The following is a 26,588-nucleotide window of genomic DNA, read 5'->3' as shown; positions in this document are numbered from 1 at the left end:
CATCGGGGTTGCAAGAAAAAAGAAAGGCGTCAAACAGCTATTTGGGTAACTTCAATATAATTAGGCACCATACTGAAACATTTATATTACTCATAATATGATTTTTAGCGGATTAACTCGATAAATAAGGCAACTTTACTCTCTAAAAGTTTAAAAATGAGATTGCTTAGCCCTTTTTTTGAAACATTTTGTTATATTTATTTTCATTTATTATTAAACTTTGTAAGTTTCTGTTTGAAAGTTAATTAAAAATCTCAATATTACCTTGCTGATTTATATATAAGCATGGGCTCAATAACTGTAACTATCGAAAATCAAACAGCAGATTAAACCATCAAAAAGCAACTTAAAACATTAAATGCAAAACATTTAATACCAAAAAACGCAAATTTACAGAATATGATAAAAAAATGGCAATTTTACAGTAAATCACAGAGATTCAATATAACCTATATTTTCATTATATTTTCACACATTTGAGTTTTGAGATTTACACCCTTGAGGAGTTTTTTGTTTTATAATTCATCCCATAGAAAGACATGAAAAAATTGAAATCAACCAAATTATATAAACTTTAGATTAGGAATAAATATCATGACTATTAAAAAAATCACCTCAGTATTAGCATTAACTTTAATTGCTACTTCATTATTCACTGCAAATGTTCAAGCTAAAGGAAATCAAACAACCATTAATTTTAAAGCTGCTATTGTTGCTTCACCATGTACTTATAACATTAATGAAAACAAAACAAACTTAAATTGTTTTAATAAAGAAAATAATAAAATGGAAGCGAGTAAAATTGATTTTTCTAAAGAGAAAAAATCAACAGAATGGAAAAAATTAGATAACAACAATAGTATCTATCAATTTAAATGGACTAATAAAGAAAAAGGCCATGCATTATTATCAGTACAGCATGCATAATCATTAAACAACCTTTTCTTTAAATAATAAACTTAATATAACTAGCTGATTTTCATAAAATTCAGTTGTGGGATTCTATTATGCAAAAGTCAATAACGAAAAAAGTATTTAATTGTTCATTCGCAGCTTTGTTACTAGTATCAACATTCAGTACTTATGCGACTCAGAACCAAGACTCTGGCACCATTAATTTTTATGGCGCAGTGGTTCATCCGACTTGTACAAATGATATTACTGACAGAGAAATTAAACTGCACTGTATGAATGATAATACAGAGTCAAGCATTTCAAATATCGATTTAAATAGTATGACTAAAAAAGGTAGCTGGAATGTTATTAACGATGGCAGAAATGAATATTCATATAATTGGATTAATGAGGAGAAGCAATTAAGAATGCTGACCGTTAAATATATTTAATAGAAACCGTGTTATGGGAATTGGGGTAGTCATGCTACCCCCCATTTTTCGTCCACAGATTATCGCTTAGAAACCTAACCGAATTTTTGCTTCCCCAATGGCACTCTCCACCTGCTTCTGAGACACTCCACCTTTTGCTAATCGCTTATCTAAACATGATTGCAGCGAGAGAATTTCATACACATCCAACTGAATAGTATCACTAAATTTTTGCAGATCACTTAATGCCATTTCCTCTAGTGCCTTTCCTTGCGCTATTGCAGCGACAACAGCTTCACCCACAATATGGTGCGCTTCACGGAATGGAACGCCTTTCGCCACTAAATAATCCGCCAGCTCGGTTGCATTGGCATAACCTTGTTTTGCAGCTTCTTCACAACGTGGGCGACGAATTTGAATACCATCAAGGACTAACACGGCCATATGCATACAATCTAACCATGTATCCAGCGCGTCAAACAGGCCTTCTTTGTCTTCTTGCATATCTTTGTTATAGGCAAGCGGTAACCCTTTTAGAGTCATCATCATGCCCGTTAATGCACCTTGAACTCGCCCGCACTTACCACGGATCAATTCTAATGCATCAGGGTTTTTCTTTTGTGGCATTAATGAAGAACCCGACGTGACTTTATCAGATAACTCAACGAAACCAGCTTCACCGCTATTGAAGAAAATTAAGTCTTCTGCAAAACGCGATAAATGCACCATACCAATACTGGCATCAGATAATAATTCCAGTACGTGGTCTCTATCAGAAACAGTATCTAAGCTGTTACGTGTCGCAGAGGCAAAACCAAGCCAAGAGGCAAGTTGTTCACGGTCGATATCATACGCGGTTCCCGCCAATGCCCCACAACCTAACGGGCTGATATCCAAACGTTTTAATGTATCTTTTAAGCGGCTTTCATCACGTGATAACATTTCACTGTACGCTAAACACCAATGGGCAAATGTCACTGGTTGGGCACGTTGTAAATGGGTATAACCTGGCATCACCGCATCTTGGTTATTTTCTGCGGTAGCCACTAACGCTTTTTGTAGCTCAGTGACCGCTTCAAGCAATAACGCAACTTGGTCTTTACACCACAATTTTAAGTCTGTTGCCACTTGGTCATTACGGCTACGGCCTGTGTGTAGTTTTTTACCTAAATCACCAACTTTATCAATCAGTTTGCCTTCAACCCAACTGTGAATATCTTCCGCATCGCTTTGCAAAATAATATCAGGGTTGTCTTGGACTTCTTTTAACAGTGCATTTAGCGCCTGCTCTAAAGATTGTTGTTCGCTATCTGTCAGCACACCTACCGTGACCAATGATTTTGACCATGCGACTGAACCGATAATATCTTGTTGCGCCAAGCGATAATCGAAACGCAATGAATCATTAAACTGCTTAAACCGCTGATCGGCCTGCTGACTAAAACGTCCACCCCAAAGTGCCATAACAAGTCCCTACCTGATTGATAAAATAAGTTTTTAACACCCGACAGCAATATGGCTGTCGGGTTACTACGATTGACTTTATTTTGCTTTGTTTTGTTCTTTCAACGCACGAATACGAGAAGACAGGGAATAAAGACGGATAAACCCACCAGCATGGCTGTGGTCATAAACTTCATCTTCACCAAATGTCGCGAACTCTTCAGAGTACAAGCTCTTATCCGCTTTTTTCTGGATAGCGGTGACTTGGCCTTTATACAGTTTCAGTACCACTTCACCCGTGACATCCTGTGCTAAGGATTCCGCCGCCGCTTGTAATGAATGACGTAATGGAGCGAACCAACGACCGTCATAAACAACGTATGACATTTCTAAGCCTAATTGTTCACGCCATTTGTAGCTATCACGGTCTAACACTAATTGCTCAATCCCACGCAGCGCAGCCATCATGATGGTGCCTCCCGGGGTTTCATAGCAGCCGCGAGATTTCATCCCCACTAAACGGTTTTCAACGATATCAATACGACCCACCCCGTGTTTCGCACCTAATGTGTTCAGTGTTTCTAAACAACCCAATGGAGACAATGTTTTACCATTAACAGAAACCACTTCACCTTGTTTCACACCAACAGTCACCAGTTCTGCTTCATCTGGCGCATCTTGCGGATCAACAGTCCATACCCAGCAATCTTGGTTAGCTGCATTCCATGTGCTTTCTAATACACCACCTTCAGTGGAAATGTGCCATGCGTTTTCATCACGGCTGTAAATTTTTTCAAGGCTAGCGGTTGTTGGAATATTACGTTCTTTCAGGTAATCAAGCAGTGCTTCACGAGAACGCAAATCCCACTCACGCCATGGTGCAACCACTTGCAGTTGTGGTGCTAACGCCGTATAGGTGCTTTCGAAACGTACTTGGTCGTTTCCTTTACCTGTTGCGCCGTGAGCAACGGCATCCGCACCGACTTTTAATGCGATTTCAACTTGTGCCTTCGCAATAATTGGGCGAGCCATTGATGTACCTAATAAATAGCTGCCTTCATATAATGCACCCGTTTTTAGTACTGGATAGATGTATTCCTTGATAAACTCTTCACGTAAATCAACGACGTAGCACTCTGATGCGCCAGATTGCAGTGCTTTTTTCTCAACACCGACTAGATCTTCTCTGTCTTGCCCCACATCGGCAACGAATGCGACCACTTCACAACCGTCATAGTTTTCTTTCAACCATGGAATAATTGCCGATGTATCCAGACCGCCTGAGTATGCTAATACAATCTTTTTAATGCCCTTTTTCATAACGTACCTATCCGCTCAATTAATTTTTTATGTATATGGCTCGATTACGATGCCAAGATCCGAGTTCCGATTGCTGTTCCATTAAACAGCTCAGGAAGTTGTTCAGCGTGACGCCAACTTGCAATATCGACGGAGCGTTGCAGTGCGTTAGCCGCGTCTAACGCAGCATTCACCTTCACAATCATTCCATCTGTAATAATTCCTTGGTCGATGAGTTTCTGCGCTTTTTGCGTCGTCATTTCATCAATTTTTTGGCCTTTGCCATCTAAAATGCCACTCACATCCGACAATAAAACCAGATCGGCATTGAGTGCTTGGGCTACCGCAGTTGCGGCTTGGTCTGCGTTCACATTCATTAGCTCACCTTCTGTGGTGATACCAATAGAACTGATGATTGGCAAATACCCCGCGCCAAGAAGCAATTTCAAGAGCTTGGCATCACCCGGTTTTGCATTCCCAACATGACCGAGCTCGTCATTCAACTGTGTAACAACCGCACTTTGCCCATCACCAAGTGATAACCCCACTGCGGGTAATTGGTGTTTAATGCTCCATGCCAGTAAGGTTTTATTTGCCGTCCCCGCTAAAGCCCCCGTAATAATGTCGATTTGATCCGCAGGTGTTACCCGTAGCCCCTGCTTCTTTACAACGGGAAGTTGCAATTTCTGCATTAATTCATCAACTAAGCAGCCACCACCATGGACAATCACCAGCTCACGTTGATGCGCTTGGCGGTATGTTTGAATGGCGGTAAAGAGTTTTTCTAACGCTTCAGTACTATCCAGTAACACACCGCCCAATTTAATCACTAAGGGTTGCATGGTTTGTCCTTATTAAAGTAATGACAGGGTTTCATTGAAACCAAAACGAATATTCATGCACTGTACAGCTTGCGCCGCGGCACCTTTTAGTAGGTTATCTTCTGTACCGACTAAAATCAGGTGTTCCCCTTTCAATACATAACCGATATCACAAAATGGCGTACCGACGACAGATTTCAATGCAGGAACGCCTTTATCATATAAACGCACCAATGGTTTGTTTTGATACGCTTCTTTAAACGTTTCACCAATTTTCTCTGCCGTGACACCCGCGTTCACCTTGCATGTGATAGTGGCGAGGATCCCTCTTGAAAAATTGCCCAGATGCGGCGTGAAAATGACTTCTTGCCCTAAATGTGTTGAGATTTCAGGCTGATGGCGATGGGTGAAAATACCGTATGGCTGCAAGCTCACTTCACAGAAGCTATTTGTCATTGAAGCCTTGCGTCCTGCCCCTGACACACCACTGGTTGCATTGATAACTGGCCACATGCTGCTATCCAATAACTTGGCTTCAATTAACGGTTTTAACGCAAGTTGTGAAACGGTTGGGTAGCAGCCTGGTACTGCAATTAACTGAGCTTGGCGAATTTTATCCGCTTGCCACTCTGCTAAACCGTAAACCGCTTGCATTAACCATTCGGTATTTGTATGTTCAAAGCCATAGTATTGGGTATAGAACGCGGGATCTTGAACCCGGTAAGCACCCGATAAGTCGAATACCACACAACCCGCCTCAAGAAATTGCGGGGCGATGTCGTGGCTCACTTCGTGTGCCGTGGCGAGGAAAACAACATCAATGCCTTTTGCTGCCTCTGCCACGTCAGTGAGTGGCTGGACAGGAAGGTCAATGATGCCTTTATACTGGGGATATAAATCAGAAAAACGTTTATTTGCATCGGCACTTTGCTTCGATACCATCAATCCTTGAAGATTAATTTCAGGGTGACGTTGCAAATAAGCGGCTAATTCTGCTCCAGTATAGCCACTGGCCCCGATAATGAGTGTGTTCAACATATGCTTTCTACCTTGTACTCGTGACCCAAACAGTTTAATGTGTATTTTTATTCAAATAAAGTGCATGAATATTGATACTATTATGGATTAAGGCTGTCAACAGTGAATATTAAATTACCTGCATTTATTGAGATTTATCGTCAATTAATTGCCACTCCATCGATTAGTGCGACTGATTCTCATTTGGATCAGAGCAATAAAGACCTTGTGGAACTCCTTGGTGGATGGTTAGAGACGCTGGGATTTTCGGTCAATATTCAACCGGTACCGGAAACACGTGATAAATATAACTTGCTAGCTTCCATTGGCGAGGGTAATGGTGGCCTGATGCTATGTGGCCATACCGATACGGTGCCTTTTGATGATGGTCGCTGGAGCAAAAACCCCTTTGAACTGACTGAGCACGATGGCAAACTTTATGGCCTCGGCACCGCAGATATGAAAGGCTTCTTTGCTTTTATTGTCGATGCGCTACGCGACATGGACCTTGCAAAGCTCAAGCGCCCACTGCATATTCTTGCTACCGCTGATGAAGAAACCTCGATGGCGGGAGCCCGTTACTTTGCGGCGAATACAGCACTGCGCCCTGATTTTGCCATCATCGGTGAGCCAACCTCGTTACAACCGATACGCGCGCACAAAGGCCATTTATCTAACGCTATCCGTATTACGGGGCAATCAGGACATTCAAGTGACCCTGAACGTGGCGTCAATGCCATTGAGCTGATGCATGAATCCATTTCTCATTTAATGACACTACGCAACACATTGAAAGAACGTTTTAATAACCCCGCTTTCGTGATCCCCTATCCCACCATGAACTTTGGTCATATTCATGGCGGTGATGCGGCAAACCGTATTTGTGGTTGCTGTGAATTACATATGGATATTCGCCCACTACCGGGGCTGACATTGCAAGATTTGGATGAGCTACTAAATGATGCCCTCGAACCTGTTCGGGCTAAATGGCCGGGTCGCTTGGCCATTGAGTCAATGCATCCACCGATACCGGGTTATGAATGCCCAACAGACCACAAAATGGTGGCGGTGATAGAACAGTTGCTGGGTCAAAAAGCCGATACGGTAAACTACTGTACTGAAGCCCCGTTTATTCAAGAGCTTTGCCCAACTTTAGTTCTGGGCCCCGGCTCTATTGAACAAGCCCATCAACCCGATGAGTTTATCGATATGCGCTTTATTGAGCCTACCCGCCAGCTAATTAGCCAAATGATTGAGCATTTCTGCTTCACAGAATAAATCAAACTATCTACTCACATCAACGCGACGCTGAAAAGGGTCGCGTTTTTTATCATGAATTTTTTTCTTGTTCTGACTGAAAAAACATCAGCGCGATAATTTAATTTAAGTATTGACTATTGATACCGATCTGGTAATTTCTATTTAGACGTCTAAACGTATAGATGCATACATGGATATAATAATTAACAAAGATAATAGTTAGTCTGCAAATTGCGAGGTTACAGGGTATGAGTTTTTTTCACGCAAATCAGCGCGAAGCGCTAAATCAAAATTTAGCTGAATTAGATGGACAAATTAATGTTTCATTTGAATTTTTCCCACCTCGCAGTGAAGAGATGGAGCAGACGCTTTGGAAATCCATCGATCGGCTCAAAAACCTGAAACCGAAATTTGTCTCTGTCACCTACGGCGCTAACTCAGGCGAACGGGATAGAACCCATAGCATTATTAAAGATATCAAAGACAAAACAGGCTTAATTGCGGCACCACACTTGACCTGCATTGATGCCAGCAAAGATGAATTAAAATCTATCGCTCGTGATTATTGGAATAATGGTATTCGCCATATTGTTGCCTTACGGGGTGATTTTCCTGATAACAGCCATAAGCCCGATATGTATGCGACAGATTTGGTTGAATTATTAAAAGGTGAAGCCGATTTTGATATTTCCGTGGCGGCTTACCCTGAAGTTCATCCTGAAGCCAAAAGTGCGCAGGCTGACTTAATTAACCTAAGAAAGAAAATTGAAGCAGGCGCTAACCGTGCGATTACCCAATTTTTCTTTGATGTTGAAAGCTATTTGCGCTTTCGTGACCGCTGTGTGGCCACAGGTATTGATGTGGAAATTGTGCCGGGGATCTTGCCTGTTTCCAACTTCCGCCAATTAGAGCGTTTTGCCAAACTCACTAACGTGCGCATCCCTGCGTGGATGAGTAAAATGTATGAAGGGTTAGATGATGACCCAGAAAGCCGCAACCTTGTCGGCGCATCCATTGCTATGGATATGGTGAAGATCCTCAGCCGCGAAGGTGTGAAAGATTTCCATTTTTACACACTGAACCGCTCTGAGCTGACCTATGCCATCTGCCATACTTTAGGGGTTAGGCCTTAGTCAATTCACGGTGATAAAACATATAACTGCTGTTTTATCACCGAATTACTTTTAAATAATGAAAGCGTTAAACCAGAGCTGGGTCTGGGATATTTACCTGAATGAATACAGGCTCTTTTTCATTAACAAACTGCTCTAACGTGAACTTTTGATAGTTAAGGTTGTTATAACCCCGAAATAACAATATTCCCCTTTGAAGGTCGGTCAGTACCGTCCAGACAGAGAACTCCGTTAAATACAGTTTGAAGATGTCATCCTCCCCCAATAACGGATCCACTGATGCATTTTTAGGGCGATCAAACTTGTTCATAACATGCCCTAGCTCAACCATCTGTACATTAGGGTCCGAGACTTTATGATAATACGTTGAATAATAGACCGCTCGCACAAACCGGCCTACCGAGGTATCCGCATTGGGTACCGCGGCAAGTGCAATACCGCTATCTGGCTGTGATACCTTCATATTACCCAATGTACTGGATGACACATCAACATTCGATAGTTGAGTATAATTATTAAGATTCGTTAAATGCCAAGGAAACTCAGGGCCGTTAGTCATGCAACGCGTTGGGTTATCATAGATATGTAAAACACCACCCGAGACCTCAACCACAATACATGCCCCTGTTTTATCATAAAAAGCATAATGAAAAGGACTTGGCATATTGCGTAGTAATAAGAGCTTTTGCGACCAAAATGCGGTTTTAGGAATTGCTTTTTTTAACTCTGCCACCGTTGCGTATTGTGACAAAGCCCACTCCCCAATCGATGCTATTGGTACCGCTTTAGCGTATTTTTTAGGGCTTAAAGGCGCAAGCTCTGAATCGGTTATCATATTTAAGCTAAATGCGAGTCCCGCTGAGTTTACGCCTTCAAGCACATCCCTTGCACCAATAATACTCACCGGTGCAGTGATTGCCAAAAAAGGATACTTAACTCGGTATTTTAAACCCAACGAACCATCCGGTGCTTTTCTCTGAAAGACATGTGATTTGGGGTAATAAGTCAAAATTGATTCAGGCTCATCTGATGAAAACTCTAATGTCCTTCCATGATAAACATTTTTGTTTTGATCTGTGATTGCCAATGAAGTACAAGCAAAAGCATGATAATGGGCTTCACTTGTTAACATTCAACCCTCCTTAATAAACCATCTATTTTTGTTAGTTATAATAACATTGTGTTATAAAAAATCATTATCAATTTATACACAGCCTACATTTTTCAAAATAGAGAATAAACCATATCAACGATAAGCGATAAATTCCATCAGGTTGAACAAACATAATAATAATGAAATATTCGACTCATAATTAAAAATGGCATCTCATTTAGAGCATCATATTTTATAGTTATTATTTTAAATAAACTTAAATAACCTTTAATATCATGAAAACCATCATTTAAATATTATTACAACCTTTAACATGAATGAAATTTTATATACAGATAAACTATAGCGGATAATCTCCCAGATCCACGGCACCAACACAAATAAAACAAAAATCACAAAATAGGTAAATAAATGGATAACAAAGCTTAATTTTATAAACATAACAGCATTAAATTTTACAAAGTGCCTATTAACGAAGTAAAGAAAATGATATTTAATAATCTTCACATTAATTAAAAACTTATATTAAACAATCACCACCTAATTACTCTTTAAGTTAGAATTCAAATTTATTTTATTTTTTTAAATTTATAGCTTTGGGTATAACCAAAAATTGGCGTATATTTAATATTGAGCTCAAAAATCAACATAAAATAATCACCACATAGTTATTGAGGGGTTTTAGATATGAGTAATAACGTTTCAAATTCAAAACATAGTGGAATAGATGATATTTATGCATCACTCGAATTATCCAAATCTTTACCGAAGAATAAGTTTCCATTAAAAGAACAAGACCCGCGTAATGTATTTAGTGCAGTGCGTGATGAATTAATGTTAGACGGTAATTCGCGTCAAAACCTCGCCACGTTTTGCCAAACATGGGTGGATGATGAGATTCGAGATCTCATGGACTTATCTATTGATAAAAACATGATAGATAAAGATGAATACCCTCAAACAGCTGAAATAGAAAACCGTTGTGTGCATATGTTAGCTGACCTTTGGCATTCACCTGATGCAGAAAATACCCTTGGATGCTCAACGATTGGTTCTTCAGAAGCCGCAATGTTGGGCGGCTTGGCACTAAAATGGCAATGGCGTAAAAAACGTGCTGCACAAGGTAAACCAACCGATAAACCAAATATGATTTGCGGACCCGTTCAAGTATGTTGGCATAAATTTGCTCGCTACTTCGATGTGGAACTCCGAGAGATACCATTGGAAGGTGATCGCCTCATTATGAGCCCTGAAGAGGTCTTAAAACGGGTTGATGAAAATACTATTGGGGTTGTGCCAACGCTAGGTGTCACATTTACCTGCCAATATGAGCCAGTAAAAGCCGTTCATGACGCACTAGATAAACTACAAAAAGAAACGGGGCTTGATATTCCTATTCACGTTGACGGTGCAAGTGGTGGTTTCTTAGCGCCATTTTGTGCGCCAGATTTAGAATGGGATTTTCGTTTACCTCGCGTAAAATCCATTAACTCTTCAGGGCATAAATTTGGCTTAGCACCACTTGGTGCTGGCTGGGTAATCTGGCGTGAAGCAAAAGACTTACCTGAAGAATTGATTTTTAACGTGAACTACTTAGGTGGCAACATGCCAACCTTCGCACTTAACTTCTCTCGCCCTGGCGGGCAAATTATTGCGCAATACTATAATTTCCTCAGGCTGGGTCGCGAAGGTTACGCAAAAATTCATAATGCCTGTTATGCAACCGCACAATTCCTCGCACGTGAAATAGAGAAATTAGGGCCATTTGAAATGATTTTTGATGGTGACAGCCAGCAGGGGATCCCCGCACTTGCTTGGAAACTCAAAAAAGGTGCAGCCACCAGCAACTATTCCTTATACGACATTGCAGATAAACTGCGTAGCCGTGGTTGGCAAGTTCCCGCCTATTCAATGCCTGCAAATCGTGAAGACTTAGTCGTTCAACGTATTTTAGTACGTCATGGTGTGAGCCTAGACTTAGCGGCGCTGCTTATCGATGACTTTAAACGAACCCTCGATTATTTCGATAAACACCCTGTTAATAAACCGCTAACCGAAGAAGAAGGCGGTGGCTTCAACCACAGTTAATGTATTTTTTGTCTATTAAGCCAAAGAAATTCATATTCTTTGGCTTCTATTCGGGTCTGCGCTAAACAGGCAGATTATGTTTGGATTTAAGGAGAACTCGTATGGCAACAACAACGACAGCTCCAGCCGCAAAACAGCTGACATTGTTAGGCTTCTTTGCAATTACTGCCTCTATGGTAATGGCAGTCTACGAATACCCAACATTCGCAACCTCAGGCTTTAGTTTGGTATTTTTCTTATTATTAGGTGGATTGCTGTGGTTTATTCCTGTCGCACTTTGTGCGGCTGAGATGGCGACAGTTGAAGGTTGGGAGGAAGGTGGCGTTTTTGCTTGGGTTTCAAACACCCTCGGTGAACGCTGGGGATTTGCGGCTATTTCCTTTGGCTACCTGCAAATTGCAATCGGCTTTATTCCCATGCTGTATTTTGTGTTGGGGGCACTGTCATACATTCTTAATTGGCCTGAACTCAACACCGATCCTGTGACTAAAACAATAGGTGCACTGGTTATTCTATGGGTTTTGGCCTTCACACAATTCGGTGGGACAAAATATACTGCCACAATTGCAAAAGTCGGTTTTTTCGCCGGTATTTTACTCCCTGCGCTCATTTTAGTGTTTTTAGCTGTTAGCTATTTAGCTAGTGGAGCACCGCTTGCGATTGAAATCAGTACCTCCACCTTTTTCCCTGATTTTACTAAAATAGGAACATTGGTTGTTTTTGTCGCCTTTATCTTAAGTTATATGGGAGTAGAGGCATCAGCAACCCACGTTAATGAAATGAAAAACCCGGGTAGAGACTATCCCGCAGCGATGTTTCTACTGATGATTGCCGCCATTTGTTTAAGTTCGATAGGGGGCTTATCTGTCGCAGCGGTGATCCCAAATAGTGAAATCAACCTCTCCGCAGGTGTTGTACAAACCTTTAACGTTTTGGTGACTCACTTTAACTCAACACTTGAGTGGGCAGTACGGATCATCGCAGCATTGCTGTTACTTGGAGTATTGGCTGAAATCGCGTCATGGATTGTTGGGCCTTCAAGAGGGATGTATGTGGCTGCTCAAAAAGGCATCCTGCCGCAAAGTTTTGCAAAAGTGAATAAAAATGGGGTACCTGTCACCTTGGTGATTTCTCAATTACTTATTACCACGATTGCCATCGTTGTACTCACTAATACGGGTGGCGGCGGTAATATGTCTTTCTTAATTGCCTTGGCCTTAACCGTTGTTATCTACTTATGTAGCTATTTTATGCTGTTCTTAGGTTATATCCATTTAGTGTGTAAACAACCTGAGAAAAAACGTGCATTCAATATTCCAGGTGGGAAAAGCTTTAAAGTCCTTGTGGCTGTCATTGGCTTAATTATTTCCATCTTGGCATTCGTCGTTTCATTCTTCCCGCCTAGCTCGCTCCCGAGTGGAACAAGTAATAATACGTATGTCACGCTACTTGCAGTGAGCTTTGTGATTATTTTCTTGTTGCCGTTTGTTATTTACGCATTCCACAGCAAACAAGGTAAAGCCATCCCTGTCTCGCTGGTGCATATTAAAGCGCATAACGCCCCAAAAAATCACTTTTTTATCCACCCTAGAGCTCGCTCTACCTATCATTTAATTCACCATGATAGCCAAGAGAACACTCCGAAATAATAGGCTGATATAAAAAAACCACCCGCTTGCGGGTGGTTTACTTTGGCCTGATAAAACCATGTCACTGCTTATAATTCAATAAGAAACTAACCCGTATTACGCATCCCTGCCGCCACACCCGCAATAGTCACCATCAGTGCTTGTTCAACACGCGGGTCTGGGTGCTCCTGTTGGCGAGAACGGTGCAGTAATTCTGCCTGCAACACGTTAAGTGGGTCGGTATATACGTTACGCAGAGCGATAGATTCCGCAATCCATGGCAAATCCGCCATTAACGCTTCATCTTTCGACACCGCCAGCACGCTTTTAATATCATCCGATAACTGGTCACGCAGTTTTTGACCTAATGGCCATAAACGCTCTTCCACTAAACGGTGATCATAATATTCCGCCAGCCACAGGTCAGCCTTGGCATACACCATCTCTAACATCGCGATGCGCGTATTAAAGAACGGCCATTGCTGCCACATTTCATCAAGCACAGATTGCTTGCCTTCTTGCTCAATAACATGTTTTAGCGCAGCTCCAGCACCTAACCATGCAGGCAACATTAAGCGGTTTTGTGTCCATGCAAAAATCCATGGAATGGCACGCAAGGTTTCCACACCGCCCGTCGGGCGACGTTTTGCTGGGCGTGAACCTAATGGTAATTTGCCGAGCTCTTGCTCTGGCGTTGCAGCGCGAAAATACGGGACAAAATCTGGCTGCTCACGCACATAATCACGGTACATCGCGCAAGACACATCAGACAGCGAATCCATAACGGACTTCCACTCATTTTTTGGCTCTGGTGGTGGTAATAGGTTCGCTTCTAAAATCGCACTCGCATACAGCGCAAGGCTGCTAATAGTGACTTGTGGTAGACCGAACTTAAAGCGGATCATTTCCCCTTGCTCAGTCACACGTAAACCACCTTTTAAGCTTCCTGGTGGTTGGGACAGTAACGCAGAATGTGCTGGCGCACCGCCGCGCCCAATGGTACCACCACGGCCGTGGAATAACGTTAGCGTCACGCCTTCTTTTTCACACAGTTTGATTAATGCATCTTGTGCACGATATTGCGCCCACGATGCCGCCATCACACCCGCATCTTTCGCGGAGTCTGAGTAGCCAATCATCACCATTTGACGGTCGTCGATAAGCTCACGATACCAGTCAATGCTTAACAGTTTTGTCATGACGCTTTCAGCGTTATTTAAATCCTCAAGGGTTTCAAATAACGGCGCGACAGGCAGGCGAATAGAAGCACCCGCTTCTTTGAGCAATAATTTTACTGCTAAAACATCTGAAGGCACTTTTGCCATTGAAATGACGTAGGCTGCGATAGAATCATTCTTCGCTTTCGCGATCACGCGGCAGGTTTCAAATACTTCTTGGGTTTCTGCGCTTGGCTGCCAATCTTGTGGGATCAATGGACGACGGGACTGCAATTCCGTTAACAGGAATTGTTGTTTTTCCTCTTCAGACCACTGCGCATAATCGCCCAGCCCTAAATACTGGGTGAGCTCTGCAATTGCATCCGTATGGCGCGTACTTTCTTGGCGCACATCAATGCGCACCAGTTGCAAACCAAAACTGCGAATTCGGCGCAAGGTATCCAGCAACTGGCCATTTGCAATAATTTTCATATTGCAGGCAATTAATGATTGATAACAAGCGTATAGCGGATCCCATAACTGAGCATTATCCGTTAACAGGTCTGCTGGCGGCAAAACTTGTTCACCTTTCACGCGGCGCTCTAAATATTCCAATGTGGAGAACAATTGGCTGCGCAGGTTTTTTGCAATTTGGCGATACGGTTCGTCAACATCATCCCCGCCCGCTAAAGCACGTAATTCAGGCGTGGCTTCCGTCATGGACAGCTCAGATACCAGCACCTGAATATCTTTCAGGAATAAATCGGCCGCTTTCCAACGGCTTAATAACAAAACGTGACGAGTGACCTCTGCCGTCACATTTGGGTTACCGTCACGGTCGCCGCCCATCCATGATGTAAAGCGGATTGGGTTGGCTTCGACAGGAAGAACAGCCCCAATAGACTCTTCCAGTTGCTCATTAAACTCACGTAAAAATGCTGGGACACCTTCCCACAACGAATTTTCAACGACAGCGAAGCCCCATTTTGCTTCATCAATCGGCGTTGGGCGAATTTTACGGATTTCATCCGTATGCCATGATTGAGCCACTAATTGGCGCAGACGGCGCATAATATTATTGCGTTCATAATCAGCAATATCGTCGTGGTCGAGTTGCGATAAACAATTATTTACCTCAACCAATTTGTGGATCAGTGTACGACGCGCAATTTCAGTGGGATGCGCGGTTAAAACCAGCTCAATGGATAACTGCTCCACCGCTTTTTGGATATCATTGTCCGTAAAGCTTTTGTCTTTTAAGCGGCTGAATAATTTTTTCAATGCCACAGGGTTACTTGCGGCTTCACCATGTGGAGAAATACTGTGGTATTGCTCAGCCACGTTAGTCAGGTTTAAAAATTGATTAAATGCCCTTGCAACGGGAAGCAATTCATCATTCGAGAGGTTTTGCAATGTCATCAGCAACTTTTGGCGCTGAACTTCATTACCTGCACGGGAGGATTTGGAAAGCTTACGAATGGATTCAACTTTATCAAGTATGTCCTCGCCTAGTGCTTCCTTGATGGTATCGCCGAGTAGCTTACCCAGCATACTGACATTACTGCGCATTGCGGAATATTGCTGATTCATGAGACTCCTGACCTTGTGCTTCTGGCAGAATGCATCCCCGCACTAAGCACGGTTAACAGACTGCGACCTGTTTCCTGTAACAAAATTTCAGTCGGCTGCGTTAGAGTTGTCGTTTTGTGATGCAGCCCGCTAAATTTACCCTTGAGTGTATATTCATATCAGAAAAAAATGGCTTTGGGGGATTTTTCTGAAATTTAATTACAGCCTTATTTTTATTAATTTTTCTTATTTAAGTATTGTTTCAGCGCAATATATCGTCGATTCAGCACTTTTAAGACATGAATAATGTTGAAGAATTAAATCATCAGAATAAAAAGAGGGAAAAAAGGGTGAGAATTAAAAAATTTCATGATGTATTGGCGCTCTGTATAAAAATAAGAGCACCAATACACGCAAAAAATCACTACAACAATTGGGAAAGTCGGTTTAAATCTGACTGAATTGCCCCAGCGGTGACATCGCGCCCAGCACCGGGCCCACGGATCACTAATGGGTTATCACGGTACCAGCGACTTTCGATAGCAAAAACGTTATCCCCTGGTAATAATGAAGCCAGTGGGTGGTCGGGTTTTACTGCTTCCACGCCTACTTTTGCTTTCCCTTTCACCGCATCAAACCGCGCAACATAACGCAGCACTAAGCCGAGTTCTTGCGCTGCTTCTAAGCGTTGCTGCATTTGCTCATTGATAACGGCGCTATTTTCGAAAAACTCATCTAAAGAGCCTGTCTGTGCTTGTTTCGGCACTAATGATTCAACACGCACTTCATCTGGCTCGATATCATAACCGGCCTCACGCGCTAGAATAATCAGTTTGCGCATCACGTCTTGCCCTGAAAGGTCAATGCGTGGGTCAGGCTCCGTTAAGCCCTGTTGCCATGCCTGCTCGACAAGCTCACTAAACGGTACAGAACCATCAAATTGCAAAAATAACCAAGATAATGTTCCCGAAAAAATACCGCTAATTGCTAATATTCCATCACCGCTTTCTTTTAAATCACGCACGGTGTAGTTGATGGGTAACCCTGCCCCCACCGTTGCATTATACAACCAGTGACGACCTGTTTTTGAGAAGGCATCGCGAATTTGGCGGTACTGCTCTGTTTGTGCCGCCCCAGCGATTTTATTGGCGCTGATCACATGGAAACCGTAACTGGCGAAATCCACATAGTTCTCCGCCAATGCTTCACTGGCAGTAACATCAAGAACCACGAGGTCATCATAAGGATGAGAACGCATCCAAAGGAATAAATTATCATCTTCATGTTCAACAGCTTCATCATCGAAGAACGCCAATGCACGACTAGGGTCGATACCTTGATAATTCAATAAACTACGGCGACTATCCACCACACCTGCCAACACAAAATCAAAGTCACTACGGGCAGAGATATTGTGTTGTTCTGCGGCAAAAAGCTCTAACCAACGCGCCCCAATATTCCCTTTACCAAATAACACTAAACCAATACGCTTTTCTGCGCGGAACAAGCTTTGGTGCATACCTTGGATCAGGTGCTCAGTTTGGTTAGTACGCAGCACGGCAACTAGACTAATGGCATCTTCAGAGTGCCAAATAAATTCGACAGGTTGGCCTTTAAGCTCTTCATAGAAACGATGACTATGTAGCGGCTTTTTACACACACCTGCACCAACTAAAGCAACTAATGAAAAGCCTTCCCGTAAGGATAATGACCCCGGTAAAACTGCTTCTTCGAGAACATTTAGTGCACTTTCAACAAGTTCAGAGGTATAGCACAGCTGAATTAATGCACGATCATCATGAATTCCCCGTGCAAGTGGGCGTAACTGAACACGTTTTAGCAGTAAATCCACATCTTTGCAGATTTGCTTGAAATCGCGACCTGTTGCAATACGCAGCTCAATTAAGCACACGTCATCGTGACTGGTGACAATTTTTGCCCCTGCACCAGACGCCAAAACACGCTCAATTTTGGTAGAGCCTTGTTCTGGCTGGTAGCTGCATCTGAGTTGTAAATCGATATTGCTTACCGATACTGGCTGTAACGTGCGCGTATGCAGAACAGGAGCCGCGAGTCGCGCTAATTCACTCGCTTCATCAAGACGCAATAAAGGCAGCAAACACGCGTCTTTTACTTTACGGGGATCCGCACTGTACACCCCAGCAACATCACTCCAAATGGTTACTTTCGCCACATCGGCCAATGCACCCACTTGAGTCGCAGAGTAGTCACTCCCATTGCGCCCCAATAAAACGGTTTCACCTTGTTGATTACGCGAGATAAACCCAGTCACAACAATACGGCGATTAGGCAATTGCGTTAACTGTTGCTGTAATAAATAACGTGACTGTATTTCATCAACTTGTGGCTGCGCGGCACGCTCGGCACGTAGAAATAAACGTGCATCCAACCATGCACTTGGCATCTCGGTTTGTGCTAACACTTCTGACATCAAACGCGCTGACCAAATTTCACCATGCCCGACAACTTCGGCATACGTTGCATCGTTAATAGGTTTGTCAAGTAATGCGCTTAAGCGCTCTAAATCTTCAATAAATAACTGGCTCAATACTTCCGCTTTTTTTTCAGGCAGAAGGCTATCAATTAAATCCAGTTGATATCGACGCAAAGACTGCTGTGCCTGATGTGCTGATATGCGATCACTTTGGCTCAGCTTTAGCCAATTAATCAGTTGATTAGTTGTACTGCCAGCTGCGGAAACCACCATTAAATCACCGGGTTGGCTATAATTTGCCATAATAGTCGCGACTCGCTGGTAACACTTTGCATCCGCGAGACTACTTCCCCCAAACTTATGTAACTGACGGTGACAAGGAGCCACCTCAACCGCTGTTAGTACACTCATCAAAAACTCCGCTAACGTTGTGCCGCAGCCTTAAATGCTTGGTCTAAATCTGCAATTAAATCCTGCACATCTTCAATCCCAACTGAAATACGCAATAAACTGTCTGTGATGCCCGCTTCAAAACGTGCCTGTGCTGACATCCCTGCATGGGTCATTGTTGCTGTGTGTGAAATCAATGTTTCGACCCCACCTAATGATTCCGCTAATGTAAACAGCTTTAGTGCACACAAAAAATGGCGTAATTGAGCCTCATCACCTGCAAATTCAAAGCTTAACATCGCCCCAAACCCTTTTTGTTGTTTGAGCGCAATTTCATGCCCTGGATGATCTTCCAATGCAGGATAATACAATTTTTTGACCAAAGGCTGAGCTTTAAGATATTTTACGATTTCATGCGCATTTTGTTGTTGCTGTAAAATACGCGGGGACAGGGTTCGAATGCCCCTTAACAATAAATAGCTATCAAACGCCCCACCTGTTACACCAATATTATTGGCCCACCAGGCTAAGTCGATTGCCCATTTCTCTTCTTTTGCAATAACCACACCTGCCACAATATCTGAGTGGCCATTAAGGTATTTTGTACACGAATGCACGACAAAATCAGCCCCAAGTGAAATAGGTTGCTGAAGTATTGGGCTCAAAAATGTGTTATCCACCACGACTAATGCACCAGCTTCATGGGCTAACTGAGCAATCTGCTGGATATCAAAAATTCTTAATAACGGGTTACTTGGCGTTTCGATAAGCACTAATTTTGGTTTTTTCGCCAGCGCCGCTTTTAACGCCGTTTCATTACTTTGATCGACAAACTGAACTTGATATGCCCCACGCTCGTGCTGGCTGTTAAATAAACGGTAGCTGCCACCATAACAATCATGGGGAGCAACTAATAAATCCCCCGGACGTAAAAACACAGTACATATTAGGTGAAGCGCCGACATACCACTGTTTGTCATCACCGCACCGCTGCCGCCTTCCAGTTGCGCCAATGTTTTTTGCACAATATCACGACCAGGGTTACCACGACGTGAATAATCATGGGCGCGAGGCTCATTAAAGTCCGTAAAATTATAGGTACTGGATAAATAAATGGGAGGCACTACGCAACCAAATTGTTGGTCTTCATTTAATCCATTATGAATTGCGATGGTTGACGGCTTGTAAGTCATAAACGCTTCTCCTGAACAGTGATAGACCAAATCATACCCACCAGATGTTTAGACGTCAACATACCTAGACGTCTAAACCTCTTTACGTTTATATCAAGTAATGGAATAATCAGCCTTAATAATTATGTGTTAATTGATAGTCAATCGCATAAGTGGACTTAGTTCGTTAATTTTATACAATATTTTGTGATAAACTACGTTAAGTCGCGCCTAACATATATGCAGGCCTTCTCGATTTAGAGCTTAGAATAAGTTTCTATTAAAAAGAATATGCATATTATTTTTTATTATTATTGAAAATATCCAAGGTATCTCATGGCTGAATGGAATGGTGAATATGTCAGTCCGTATGCTGAACATGGCAAAAAGAGTGAGCAAGTAAAAAAAATTACAGTATCTATTCCGTTAAAGGTACTCAAAATTTTAACTGACGAACGTACTCGCCGTCAGATTAATAACTTACGTCATGCCACTAACAGTGAATTACTGTGTGAAGCATTTTTACATGCGTTCACCGGCCAACCACTGCCAAATGATGAAGATCTGCGTAAAGAGCGCAATGACGAGATCCCTGAAGCCGCAAAAGAAATTATGCGCGAATTGGGTATCGACCCAGAAACGTGGGAATATTAATTCTTACGACGAGACTTACGCATTCCAAAATCCTTACTACGCCACAATCTCCGTGGTGTAGTGTCTCTATCGAGACAAAAAATGCGCTAGATTCCTCTGAATTATATTTAATTCAGAATCCCCCTCAGGCTTTATTCATTCGCACACTCTACACTTTTGGCTATTAATCCATAGCTACAGCTAATAATTAAAATCACGAAGGATAGTGCAATGAATAAATACAATCTGGCTTTGATTGGACTACTAAGCGGTGTATTGATGGTCACCGCAGGGTGTGGAAATCGCCCATATGTAGAGTCCCAAAACTATAAAGATGTTGCAGAACCTCAAACTTCAGCGAAAAAGCTTGGGACAAAATGGGGGGAGGATGTCAATTCTGCAGTCACCACCGTTAATGCCACACGCTTAACCAATACCCCTTTTGATACTGCCGCTATCTATTACCGTGGCGAACGAGTTCCGAATAATATTCAAACCATGAATTATATCGCGTTATCCCCTGTCGAAATTCAGGTGACGAATGAACGTGGCCGTAAGATGCCAATGTACCGTAATAACCAAGGTCAATATATTTTGCCTGCACAAGAAGGCCAACGGTATCAATTAACCATCAAAAATACCGATAGAAATCGCATTTATGAAGTCGTAACAAGCGTCGATGGGGTTGATGTATTAAATGGCCGTGCGGGTTCTTATCAAAATAGTGGATATTTAATTCGCCCAAGAAGTGAAGTCACCATTGAAGGTTTTCGTAAAAGCCAAGACCAAGTTGCTGCATTCCGCTTTGCCGCCCCTGAAGGATCCTATGTGAACCAAAATGCCCAAGGCGATGAACGAAATATTGGTGTTATTGGTTTTGCACTCTTTGAAGTCCGCGAAGAATTACCTGATTGTGAAGCCAATCCGTTCCCAGCAGATACGCAATACGCACCAGCACCGTGCCGTAAGCGATAGATAATAAAAAGGGGTAAAAGCGCGTACCCCGCGGTAGCGCTTTTTTATTTTATGACACATAAATTTGCCAGACAAAAGTCAAAATTATCAATTTTTCTTATATTTTAATTCTAAGCTCATGACATTTTCTCATGCGAATTGGCAATTTCTATCGTTTAAACAAATATCGACAATTTACCTTAATCCATAAAATTATTTTAACATATAATAAATACCAGTTATTAACAAACCAACAAGATGGTATTTCACAATGAAAAAAATAATTGCAGTGTCTCTTCTGAGTTTAATTTCAAGTATGGCGATGGCATCTGGCAGCGGTTTTTACGTTTCTGGTAAGATGGGAACCTCTATCATTAAACTGTCTGACCAAAAATGGTCTGATGAAGATGGTAGCGTTGGCGGGGGTAGCAAAACAAAAGGCGTATTTGGTGGGGGTATTGCTCTTGGTTATGACCTGTATGATGCAACCTCTTTACCTCTACGCACAGAATTAGATGTTACTCTGCGCGGTAAAGCCTCATCTAAACACAACTTAGCAACGAGCTCATGGGATAATGGTAACGGCTCTTTCTATTCAGATAGTGAAGATGCTAAAAATGATATTACATTAAATACCTTTATGATTAATACATATTATGATTTTAAAAACCAAACCAATTTCACACCGTATGTGTCTGTGGGTTTAGGTTTAGCGAGCATTAAGCATAAAGCACAGTATATCTATACTGAAACCAATTCAGGCGGCAGTGAATACGATGCATTCTCGAAATCAAAAACCAACAGCAATTTTGCTTGGAGTTTAGGTTTAGGTTCGCAATATGCGATTAATGATAACCTTTCATTGGACTTGAGCTATCGCTTCTTAGATGCAGGCAAATCCGATGTCAGTTATAACGACGATGGCGATACGCTCAAGTCTAAAGTAAAAGTCCGTAGTAATGACTTCATGTTTGGTGTGCTTTACCGTTTCTAATTTATTCGGTTAAAAACAAAAAACGCGTATTTTAGGCATTAAAAAAGGGAAACTCAGTTTCCCTTTTTTTCGCATTTCACAAGTTCGATTATTTCTTAGAACCTGGGATGCTGAAACGTTGGTTGAAGCGATCAACACGACCACCAGTCGCAACATCACGCTGTTTACCAGTATAGAACGGGTGGCAGTTACCACAAACGTCCAGGTTCAGCGAGTGACCAGCAGTTGAATTAATTTTCATTACATTACCGCAAGAACAAGTTGCAGTAACTTCTTCGTATTTAGGGTGAATACCTTTTTTCATGGGAGAACCTCTAATAAGGCCGTGTCGCCATTCCAGCCCTAACGCCGGACACCACACGTCGTGTTGATTGAATTTAATGTATTGGTAAAATTAAGTACCAAAGGCGGCGGATCATACAGAAATTCTATTTGCCACGCAATGAAAAACGCGTAAATTTTGTGATATTCTAGTTGGCTATCGCGCTTAATATCGAACAAAAAACAGACGGAAATCCAGTTATGATCGTCGTTCAGGTGGCTTTACCTGTTCCTTTGAACCGCACTTTTGATTATCGACTACCAGATAACATGCCACTTCCTGTTGTGGGGAGCCGCGTGATGGTGCCGTTTGGTAAACGCCAAGCCCTTGGGATTGTGGTCAAACATAGTGATAAAAGCGAATTTGCAGAAGACCAGCTTAAAACCATCGAGCTGGTTCTCGACACGCAAACGCTGTTTCCTGATGATGTGTGGCAACTCTTGTTATGGTCTTCTCAATATTACCATTACCCGATAGGCGAAGTGCTCTTTCATGCCTTACCGACTTTACTGCGCCAAGGGAAAGCGGCTGAGTTTACGCCAATCTGGCAATGGCAAGCGACTGAAGAGGGGATCGCAGCCGATCTCAATGAATTTAAGCGATCGCCCAAACAGCAACAAGCGTTAGCATTGCTCAAGCGCAGCGCAGTTTATCGCCATCAAGTCAGTGAGCTTGAAATCAGTGAAAGCGCACTACAATCCCTTAAAAAGAAAGACTATATCGAATTACACCCTGTGCAGCCAAGCGTCGAAAAATGGCAGCCAACTTTTGAAGTGTGTGGTGAACGGTTACGTCTGAATAGCGAACAAGCCACGGCTGTCGGGGCAATACGTGCTCAAGACGATGAGTTTTCCCCTTGGCTACTGGCGGGGATCACCGGCTCAGGGAAAACGGAAGTTTATTTGAGTGTGCTCGAAAATGTGCTGGCGCAAGGAAAACAAGCGCTTGTTTTGGTACCTGAAATTGGTTTAACGCCACAAACCATTAACCGCTTCCGCGAACGGTATAACGCCCCAGTGGATGTGTTGCACTCTGCACTTAATGATAGCGAGCGTTTAGCCGTCTGGTTGCGTGCCAAGCTAGGCCAAACCGCCATCATCATTGGTACACGCTCCGCCCTTTTTACCCCCTTTGCCAACCTTGGCATTATTATTATCGATGAAGAGCACGACACTTCATATAAACAGCAAGATGGCTGGCGCTATCACGCACGGGACTTAGCCGTTTTTCGCGCGAAAAAAAATAATATCCCCATTGTGATGGGTACCGCAACCCCTTCACTCGAAACCTTGCTCAATGTGAAGCAGCAAAAATACCGCCAACTTAATCTGACCATTCGTGCGGGGAATGCACGCCCCGCAACGCAGCATTTAATTGATTTAAAAGGCCAGCCCCTAAAATTTGGCCTTTCACACTTACTTATCCAGCACATTAAAGAGCATCTAGCACAAAATAATCAGGTGATTTTGTTTTTAAATCGCCGCGGTTACTCCCCTGCTTTAATTTGCCATGAATGCGGCTGGATTGCCGAGTGCCAACGCTGCGACCACTACTATACGTTGCACCAAAACTTCCACCAGCTACGCTGCCACCATTGTGATAGCCAGCGCCCAGTGCCTCGCCAATGCCCGCAATGTGGTTCAACACATTTAGTACCTGTTGGGATGGGAACAGAACAGCTTGAAGAAGGAATATCCGAGCTGTTCCCAGATACCCCTGTCACACGTATTGACCGTGACACAACTAGCCGCAAAGGGGAACTCGAGCAGCACTTAAACCAAGTGCACGAGGGCGGCGCGCGTATTTTGATTGGCACGCAGATGTTAGCCAAAGGGCACCATTTCCCCGATGTCACCTTAGTGGCATTACTGGATGTCGATGGTGCGCTGTTTTCCAGTGATTTTCGTGCCGCAGAACGTTTTGCTCAACTGTATGTACAGGTTTCAGGGCGTGCAGGGCGTGCAGGTAAGCAAGGGGAAGTTTTTTTACAAACACATCACCCCGAGCACCCTTTGCTGCTGACCTTATTGGAAAACGGTTATGATGCATTTACCCAAGAAGCAATGGAAGAACGCCATGTGGCGATGCTCCCGCCTTACACCAACCATATTTTGATCCGCTCTGAAGATCACAACAACCAAGACTCGCGCCAATTCTTACAAAATGTCCGTCAGTACATTACTGAGCACCCACAAAGTGATGCAAAACTGTGGATTTTAGGGCCATCTCCGTCGATTCAAGCAAAACGAGGCGGCCGTTTCCGCTGGCAGCTCCTGTTACAACACCCTTCTCGCCCTTACTTGCAACACTTTATGGCGCAATTATTACCTGAAATCATCAAACAGCCAGCAAGCCGCAAAGTAAAATGGAATGTGGATGTCGACCCAACAGATGGCTAACGTATTACCGAATTTAAAGGGTAATTTTTACTTTACCCTTATTATCCGATAAGTAATCTTTCACTTTTTCGCGTCCAGTTTGTTGATATTGTGAACTATCTTTTTTTGCATAAAACATCATGTTTTGTGTGAATTCCGACCAACTTGAGATCCTCTTATCTTTTAATCCCCTAAATTATTTTTGAAATTTGCGAAGCAGCTCTAAAAAATGATGCGTGTCACACTTTTTATGCAAACTAGGTAACAGATATTATTGAGAATCTAATTAGAATAACTTCTAATCATAAATAATGACGTGCTTGCGCCATTCAAAAAAAAGCAAACGATTAAATCAATCTAAGGAAGGCGTTGTGGAAAGTAAAAAACACAATAACACAGCAACAATGAAAGATGTTGCTAGTGCCGCGGGCGTTTCGACAGCGACGGTCTCCAGAACATTAATGAACCCTGAAAAGGTCTCCCTACAGACCCGCCAGAAAGTCGAACAAGCGGTTATGGATGTTGGCTACTATCCTCACAACCTAGCAAGAAGCTATAAGCGCAATGAATCAAAAACGATTCTTGTACTCGTTCCCAATATCCGTGACCCATTTTTTAGTGATGTGGTCTGTGGCATTGAAGAAATTGCCGCTCAAGAAGGTTACTTTGTGTTGATTGGTGACTGCAAGCACCAAGAAAAACAAGAAAATGCCTTTATTAATCTGATTATTACTAAACAAATTGATGGCATGGTGTTGCTCGGTTCAAATATCCCGTTCGATATTTCAACGGAAGAGCAAAAAAACTTACCACCAATTGTGATGGCGAATGAATTTGCCCCTGAATTAAAACTGCCTACGGTGCATATCGACAACTTAACCGCGGCATTTAATGCGACTCATTACCTGCAAAAACAAGGCCACAAGCTGATCGCCTGTATTGCTGGCCCATCTCATATGCCACTGAGCCAATACCGTCTAGAAGGCTACAAAAAAGCGATGCTAAGAACAGGGGAAAAACTGCGGGAAGAATATATTATTCGCGGTGATTTTACCCATGAGGGCGGCGCTGAAGCGGTGAAGTCGCTTTTATCACTCCCTGAACCCCCTACGGCGATTTTTTGCCAAAGTGATATCATGGCGATTGGCGCAATGTGGCAAGCCAAAAAAATGGGCTTAACCCTACCGGATGATTTATCGTTTGTCGGCTTCGATAATCTAGAGCAAGCAAAATATACGTTACCTGCATTAACAACCGTGAACCAACCTCGCGCAGAAATTGGTCATCATGCGATGCAATTATTGCTCGAACAAATTCATGGCAACAACGTAACACCAGGTTCGCGTCTCCTAGATTCTGATTTAATCATCAGAGAGAGCACAAAAGCGCCTAAAAGCTAGTCAAAATTGTTCAGGTTAAGTAACATGTTAACCCAA

The 26,588-nt window shown here is 42.6% G+C and carries 20 protein-coding genes; 11 read left to right on the top strand and 9 right to left on the bottom strand.

Annotated elements, in window-relative coordinates:
* The first annotated feature begins 594 nt into the window (after positions 1 to 594).
* Together ABWP91_RS17935 and ABWP91_RS17930 are read left to right on the top strand one after the other, a co-directional pair.
* Positions 595 to 927, top strand: coding sequence for a YmdA family protein (locus ABWP91_RS17935; protein WP_353244387.1), 333 nt, complete (start codon positions 595 to 597; stop codon positions 925 to 927).
* Positions 928 to 1,007: 80 nt separating this feature from the next.
* Positions 1,008 to 1,346, top strand: a complete 339-nt coding sequence (locus tag ABWP91_RS17930) for a YmdA family protein (protein ID WP_353244386.1) — start codon at positions 1,008 to 1,010, stop codon at positions 1,344 to 1,346.
* Between the two features lie 66 nt (positions 1,347 to 1,412).
* Here the strand turns inward: ABWP91_RS17930 and argH are convergent, their stop codons facing one another.
* The 4 genes from argH to argC all read right to left on the bottom strand — a co-directional run bounded on the left by argH (position 1,413) and on the right by argC (position 5,926).
* On the bottom strand, positions 1,413 to 2,789 hold the full coding sequence (gene argH, locus ABWP91_RS17925) for an argininosuccinate lyase (protein ID WP_353244385.1): 1,377 nt from the start codon (positions 2,787 to 2,789) through the stop codon (positions 1,413 to 1,415).
* 78 nt (positions 2,790 to 2,867) lie between these two features.
* On the bottom strand, positions 2,868 to 4,088 hold the full coding sequence (locus tag ABWP91_RS17920) for an argininosuccinate synthase (protein ID WP_353244384.1): 1,221 nt from the start codon (positions 4,086 to 4,088) through the stop codon (positions 2,868 to 2,870).
* A gap of 44 nt (positions 4,089 to 4,132) precedes the next feature.
* Complete coding sequence (gene argB, locus ABWP91_RS17915; protein WP_353244383.1) at positions 4,133 to 4,909, bottom strand: acetylglutamate kinase; 777 nt, start codon at positions 4,907 to 4,909, stop codon at positions 4,133 to 4,135.
* 12 nt (positions 4,910 to 4,921) lie between these two features.
* The gene (gene argC, locus ABWP91_RS17910) at positions 4,922 to 5,926 is read right to left on the bottom strand and encodes an N-acetyl-gamma-glutamyl-phosphate reductase (RefSeq protein ID WP_353244382.1); all 1,005 of its coding nucleotides are present in this window, start codon (positions 5,924 to 5,926) and stop codon (positions 4,922 to 4,924) included.
* 102 nt (positions 5,927 to 6,028) lie between these two features.
* Between argC and argE the strand changes: the two genes are divergently transcribed.
* Entirely contained in the window at positions 6,029 to 7,183 is a 1,155-nt protein-coding gene (gene argE / locus ABWP91_RS17905) for an acetylornithine deacetylase (protein ID WP_353244381.1), read from the top strand.
* A 230-nt stretch (positions 7,184 to 7,413) separates the two neighbouring features.
* On the top strand, positions 7,414 to 8,298 hold the full coding sequence (metF, locus tag ABWP91_RS17900; RefSeq protein WP_353244380.1) for a methylenetetrahydrofolate reductase: 885 nt from the start codon (positions 7,414 to 7,416) through the stop codon (positions 8,296 to 8,298).
* 67 nt (positions 8,299 to 8,365) lie between these two features.
* Here the strand turns inward: metF and ABWP91_RS17895 are convergent, their stop codons facing one another.
* The gene (locus tag ABWP91_RS17895; protein ID WP_353244379.1) at positions 8,366 to 9,430 is read right to left on the bottom strand and encodes a linear amide C-N hydrolase; all 1,065 of its coding nucleotides are present in this window, start codon (positions 9,428 to 9,430) and stop codon (positions 8,366 to 8,368) included.
* Between the two features lie 669 nt (positions 9,431 to 10,099).
* Here ABWP91_RS17895 and gad point away from each other — a divergent pair.
* Together gad and gadC are read left to right on the top strand one after the other, a co-directional pair.
* Positions 10,100 to 11,500 (top strand): glutamate decarboxylase, encoded by a 1,401-nt coding sequence (gad, locus tag ABWP91_RS17890; RefSeq protein ID WP_353244378.1) that lies wholly within the window; start codon positions 10,100 to 10,102, stop codon positions 11,498 to 11,500.
* 101 nt (positions 11,501 to 11,601) lie between these two features.
* A complete protein-coding gene (gadC, locus tag ABWP91_RS17885; RefSeq protein ID WP_353244377.1) occupies positions 11,602 to 13,149 on the top strand; it encodes a glutamate/gamma-aminobutyrate antiporter in 1,548 nt (515 codons plus the stop codon).
* An 86-nt stretch (positions 13,150 to 13,235) separates the two neighbouring features.
* On the opposite strand, the gene ppc is transcribed toward gadC, so the two are convergent.
* The 3 genes from ppc to metB all read right to left on the bottom strand — a co-directional run bounded on the left by ppc (position 13,236) and on the right by metB (position 19,892).
* Positions 13,236 to 15,875 (bottom strand): phosphoenolpyruvate carboxylase, encoded by a 2,640-nt coding sequence (ppc, locus tag ABWP91_RS17880; RefSeq protein ID WP_353244376.1) that lies wholly within the window; start codon positions 15,873 to 15,875, stop codon positions 13,236 to 13,238.
* 403 nt (positions 15,876 to 16,278) lie between these two features.
* Positions 16,279 to 18,720: a bifunctional aspartate kinase/homoserine dehydrogenase II gene (locus tag ABWP91_RS17875; RefSeq protein WP_353244375.1), complete on the bottom strand. Its 2,442-nt coding sequence runs from the start codon at positions 18,718 to 18,720 to the stop codon at positions 16,279 to 16,281.
* An 11-nt stretch (positions 18,721 to 18,731) separates the two neighbouring features.
* Positions 18,732 to 19,892 (bottom strand): cystathionine gamma-synthase, encoded by a 1,161-nt coding sequence (metB, locus tag ABWP91_RS17870; RefSeq protein ID WP_353244374.1) that lies wholly within the window; start codon positions 19,890 to 19,892, stop codon positions 18,732 to 18,734.
* Positions 19,893 to 20,207: 315 nt separating this feature from the next.
* On the opposite strand from metB, the gene metJ reads away from it, so the two are divergent.
* The 3 genes from metJ to ABWP91_RS17855 all read left to right on the top strand — a co-directional run bounded on the left by metJ (position 20,208) and on the right by ABWP91_RS17855 (position 22,452).
* Positions 20,208 to 20,525, top strand: a complete 318-nt coding sequence (gene metJ, locus ABWP91_RS17865; protein WP_004265315.1) for a met regulon transcriptional regulator MetJ — start codon at positions 20,208 to 20,210, stop codon at positions 20,523 to 20,525.
* 210 nt (positions 20,526 to 20,735) lie between these two features.
* On the top strand, positions 20,736 to 21,479 hold the full coding sequence (locus tag ABWP91_RS17860; protein WP_353244373.1) for a hypothetical protein: 744 nt from the start codon (positions 20,736 to 20,738) through the stop codon (positions 21,477 to 21,479).
* Between the two features lie 250 nt (positions 21,480 to 21,729).
* Positions 21,730 to 22,452: an outer membrane protein gene (locus tag ABWP91_RS17855; protein ID WP_353244372.1), complete on the top strand. Its 723-nt coding sequence runs from the start codon at positions 21,730 to 21,732 to the stop codon at positions 22,450 to 22,452.
* Between the two features lie 88 nt (positions 22,453 to 22,540).
* Here the strand turns inward: ABWP91_RS17855 and rpmE are convergent, their stop codons facing one another.
* Complete coding sequence (gene rpmE / locus ABWP91_RS17850; RefSeq protein WP_004265313.1) at positions 22,541 to 22,756, bottom strand: 50S ribosomal protein L31; 216 nt, start codon at positions 22,754 to 22,756, stop codon at positions 22,541 to 22,543.
* A 218-nt stretch (positions 22,757 to 22,974) separates the two neighbouring features.
* On the opposite strand from rpmE, the gene priA reads away from it, so the two are divergent.
* Positions 22,975 to 25,173 carry a primosomal protein N' gene (gene priA / locus ABWP91_RS17845; protein ID WP_353244371.1) on the top strand — a complete coding sequence of 733 codons (2,199 nt, stop codon included), beginning with the start codon at positions 22,975 to 22,977 and terminating at the stop codon, positions 25,171 to 25,173.
* Positions 25,174 to 25,523: 350 nt separating this feature from the next.
* Positions 25,524 to 26,552, top strand: coding sequence for a DNA-binding transcriptional regulator CytR (gene cytR / locus ABWP91_RS17840; RefSeq protein ID WP_219245034.1), 1,029 nt, complete (start codon positions 25,524 to 25,526; stop codon positions 26,550 to 26,552).
* Positions 26,553 to 26,588: the final 36 nt, after the last annotated feature.

It is taken from the genome of Providencia sp. (genome assembly GCF_040396775.1).
In the GTDB taxonomy this organism is placed as follows: Bacteria; Pseudomonadota; Gammaproteobacteria; order Enterobacterales; family Enterobacteriaceae; genus Providencia.
This window is presented reverse-complemented; position numbering and strand designations above follow the sequence as displayed.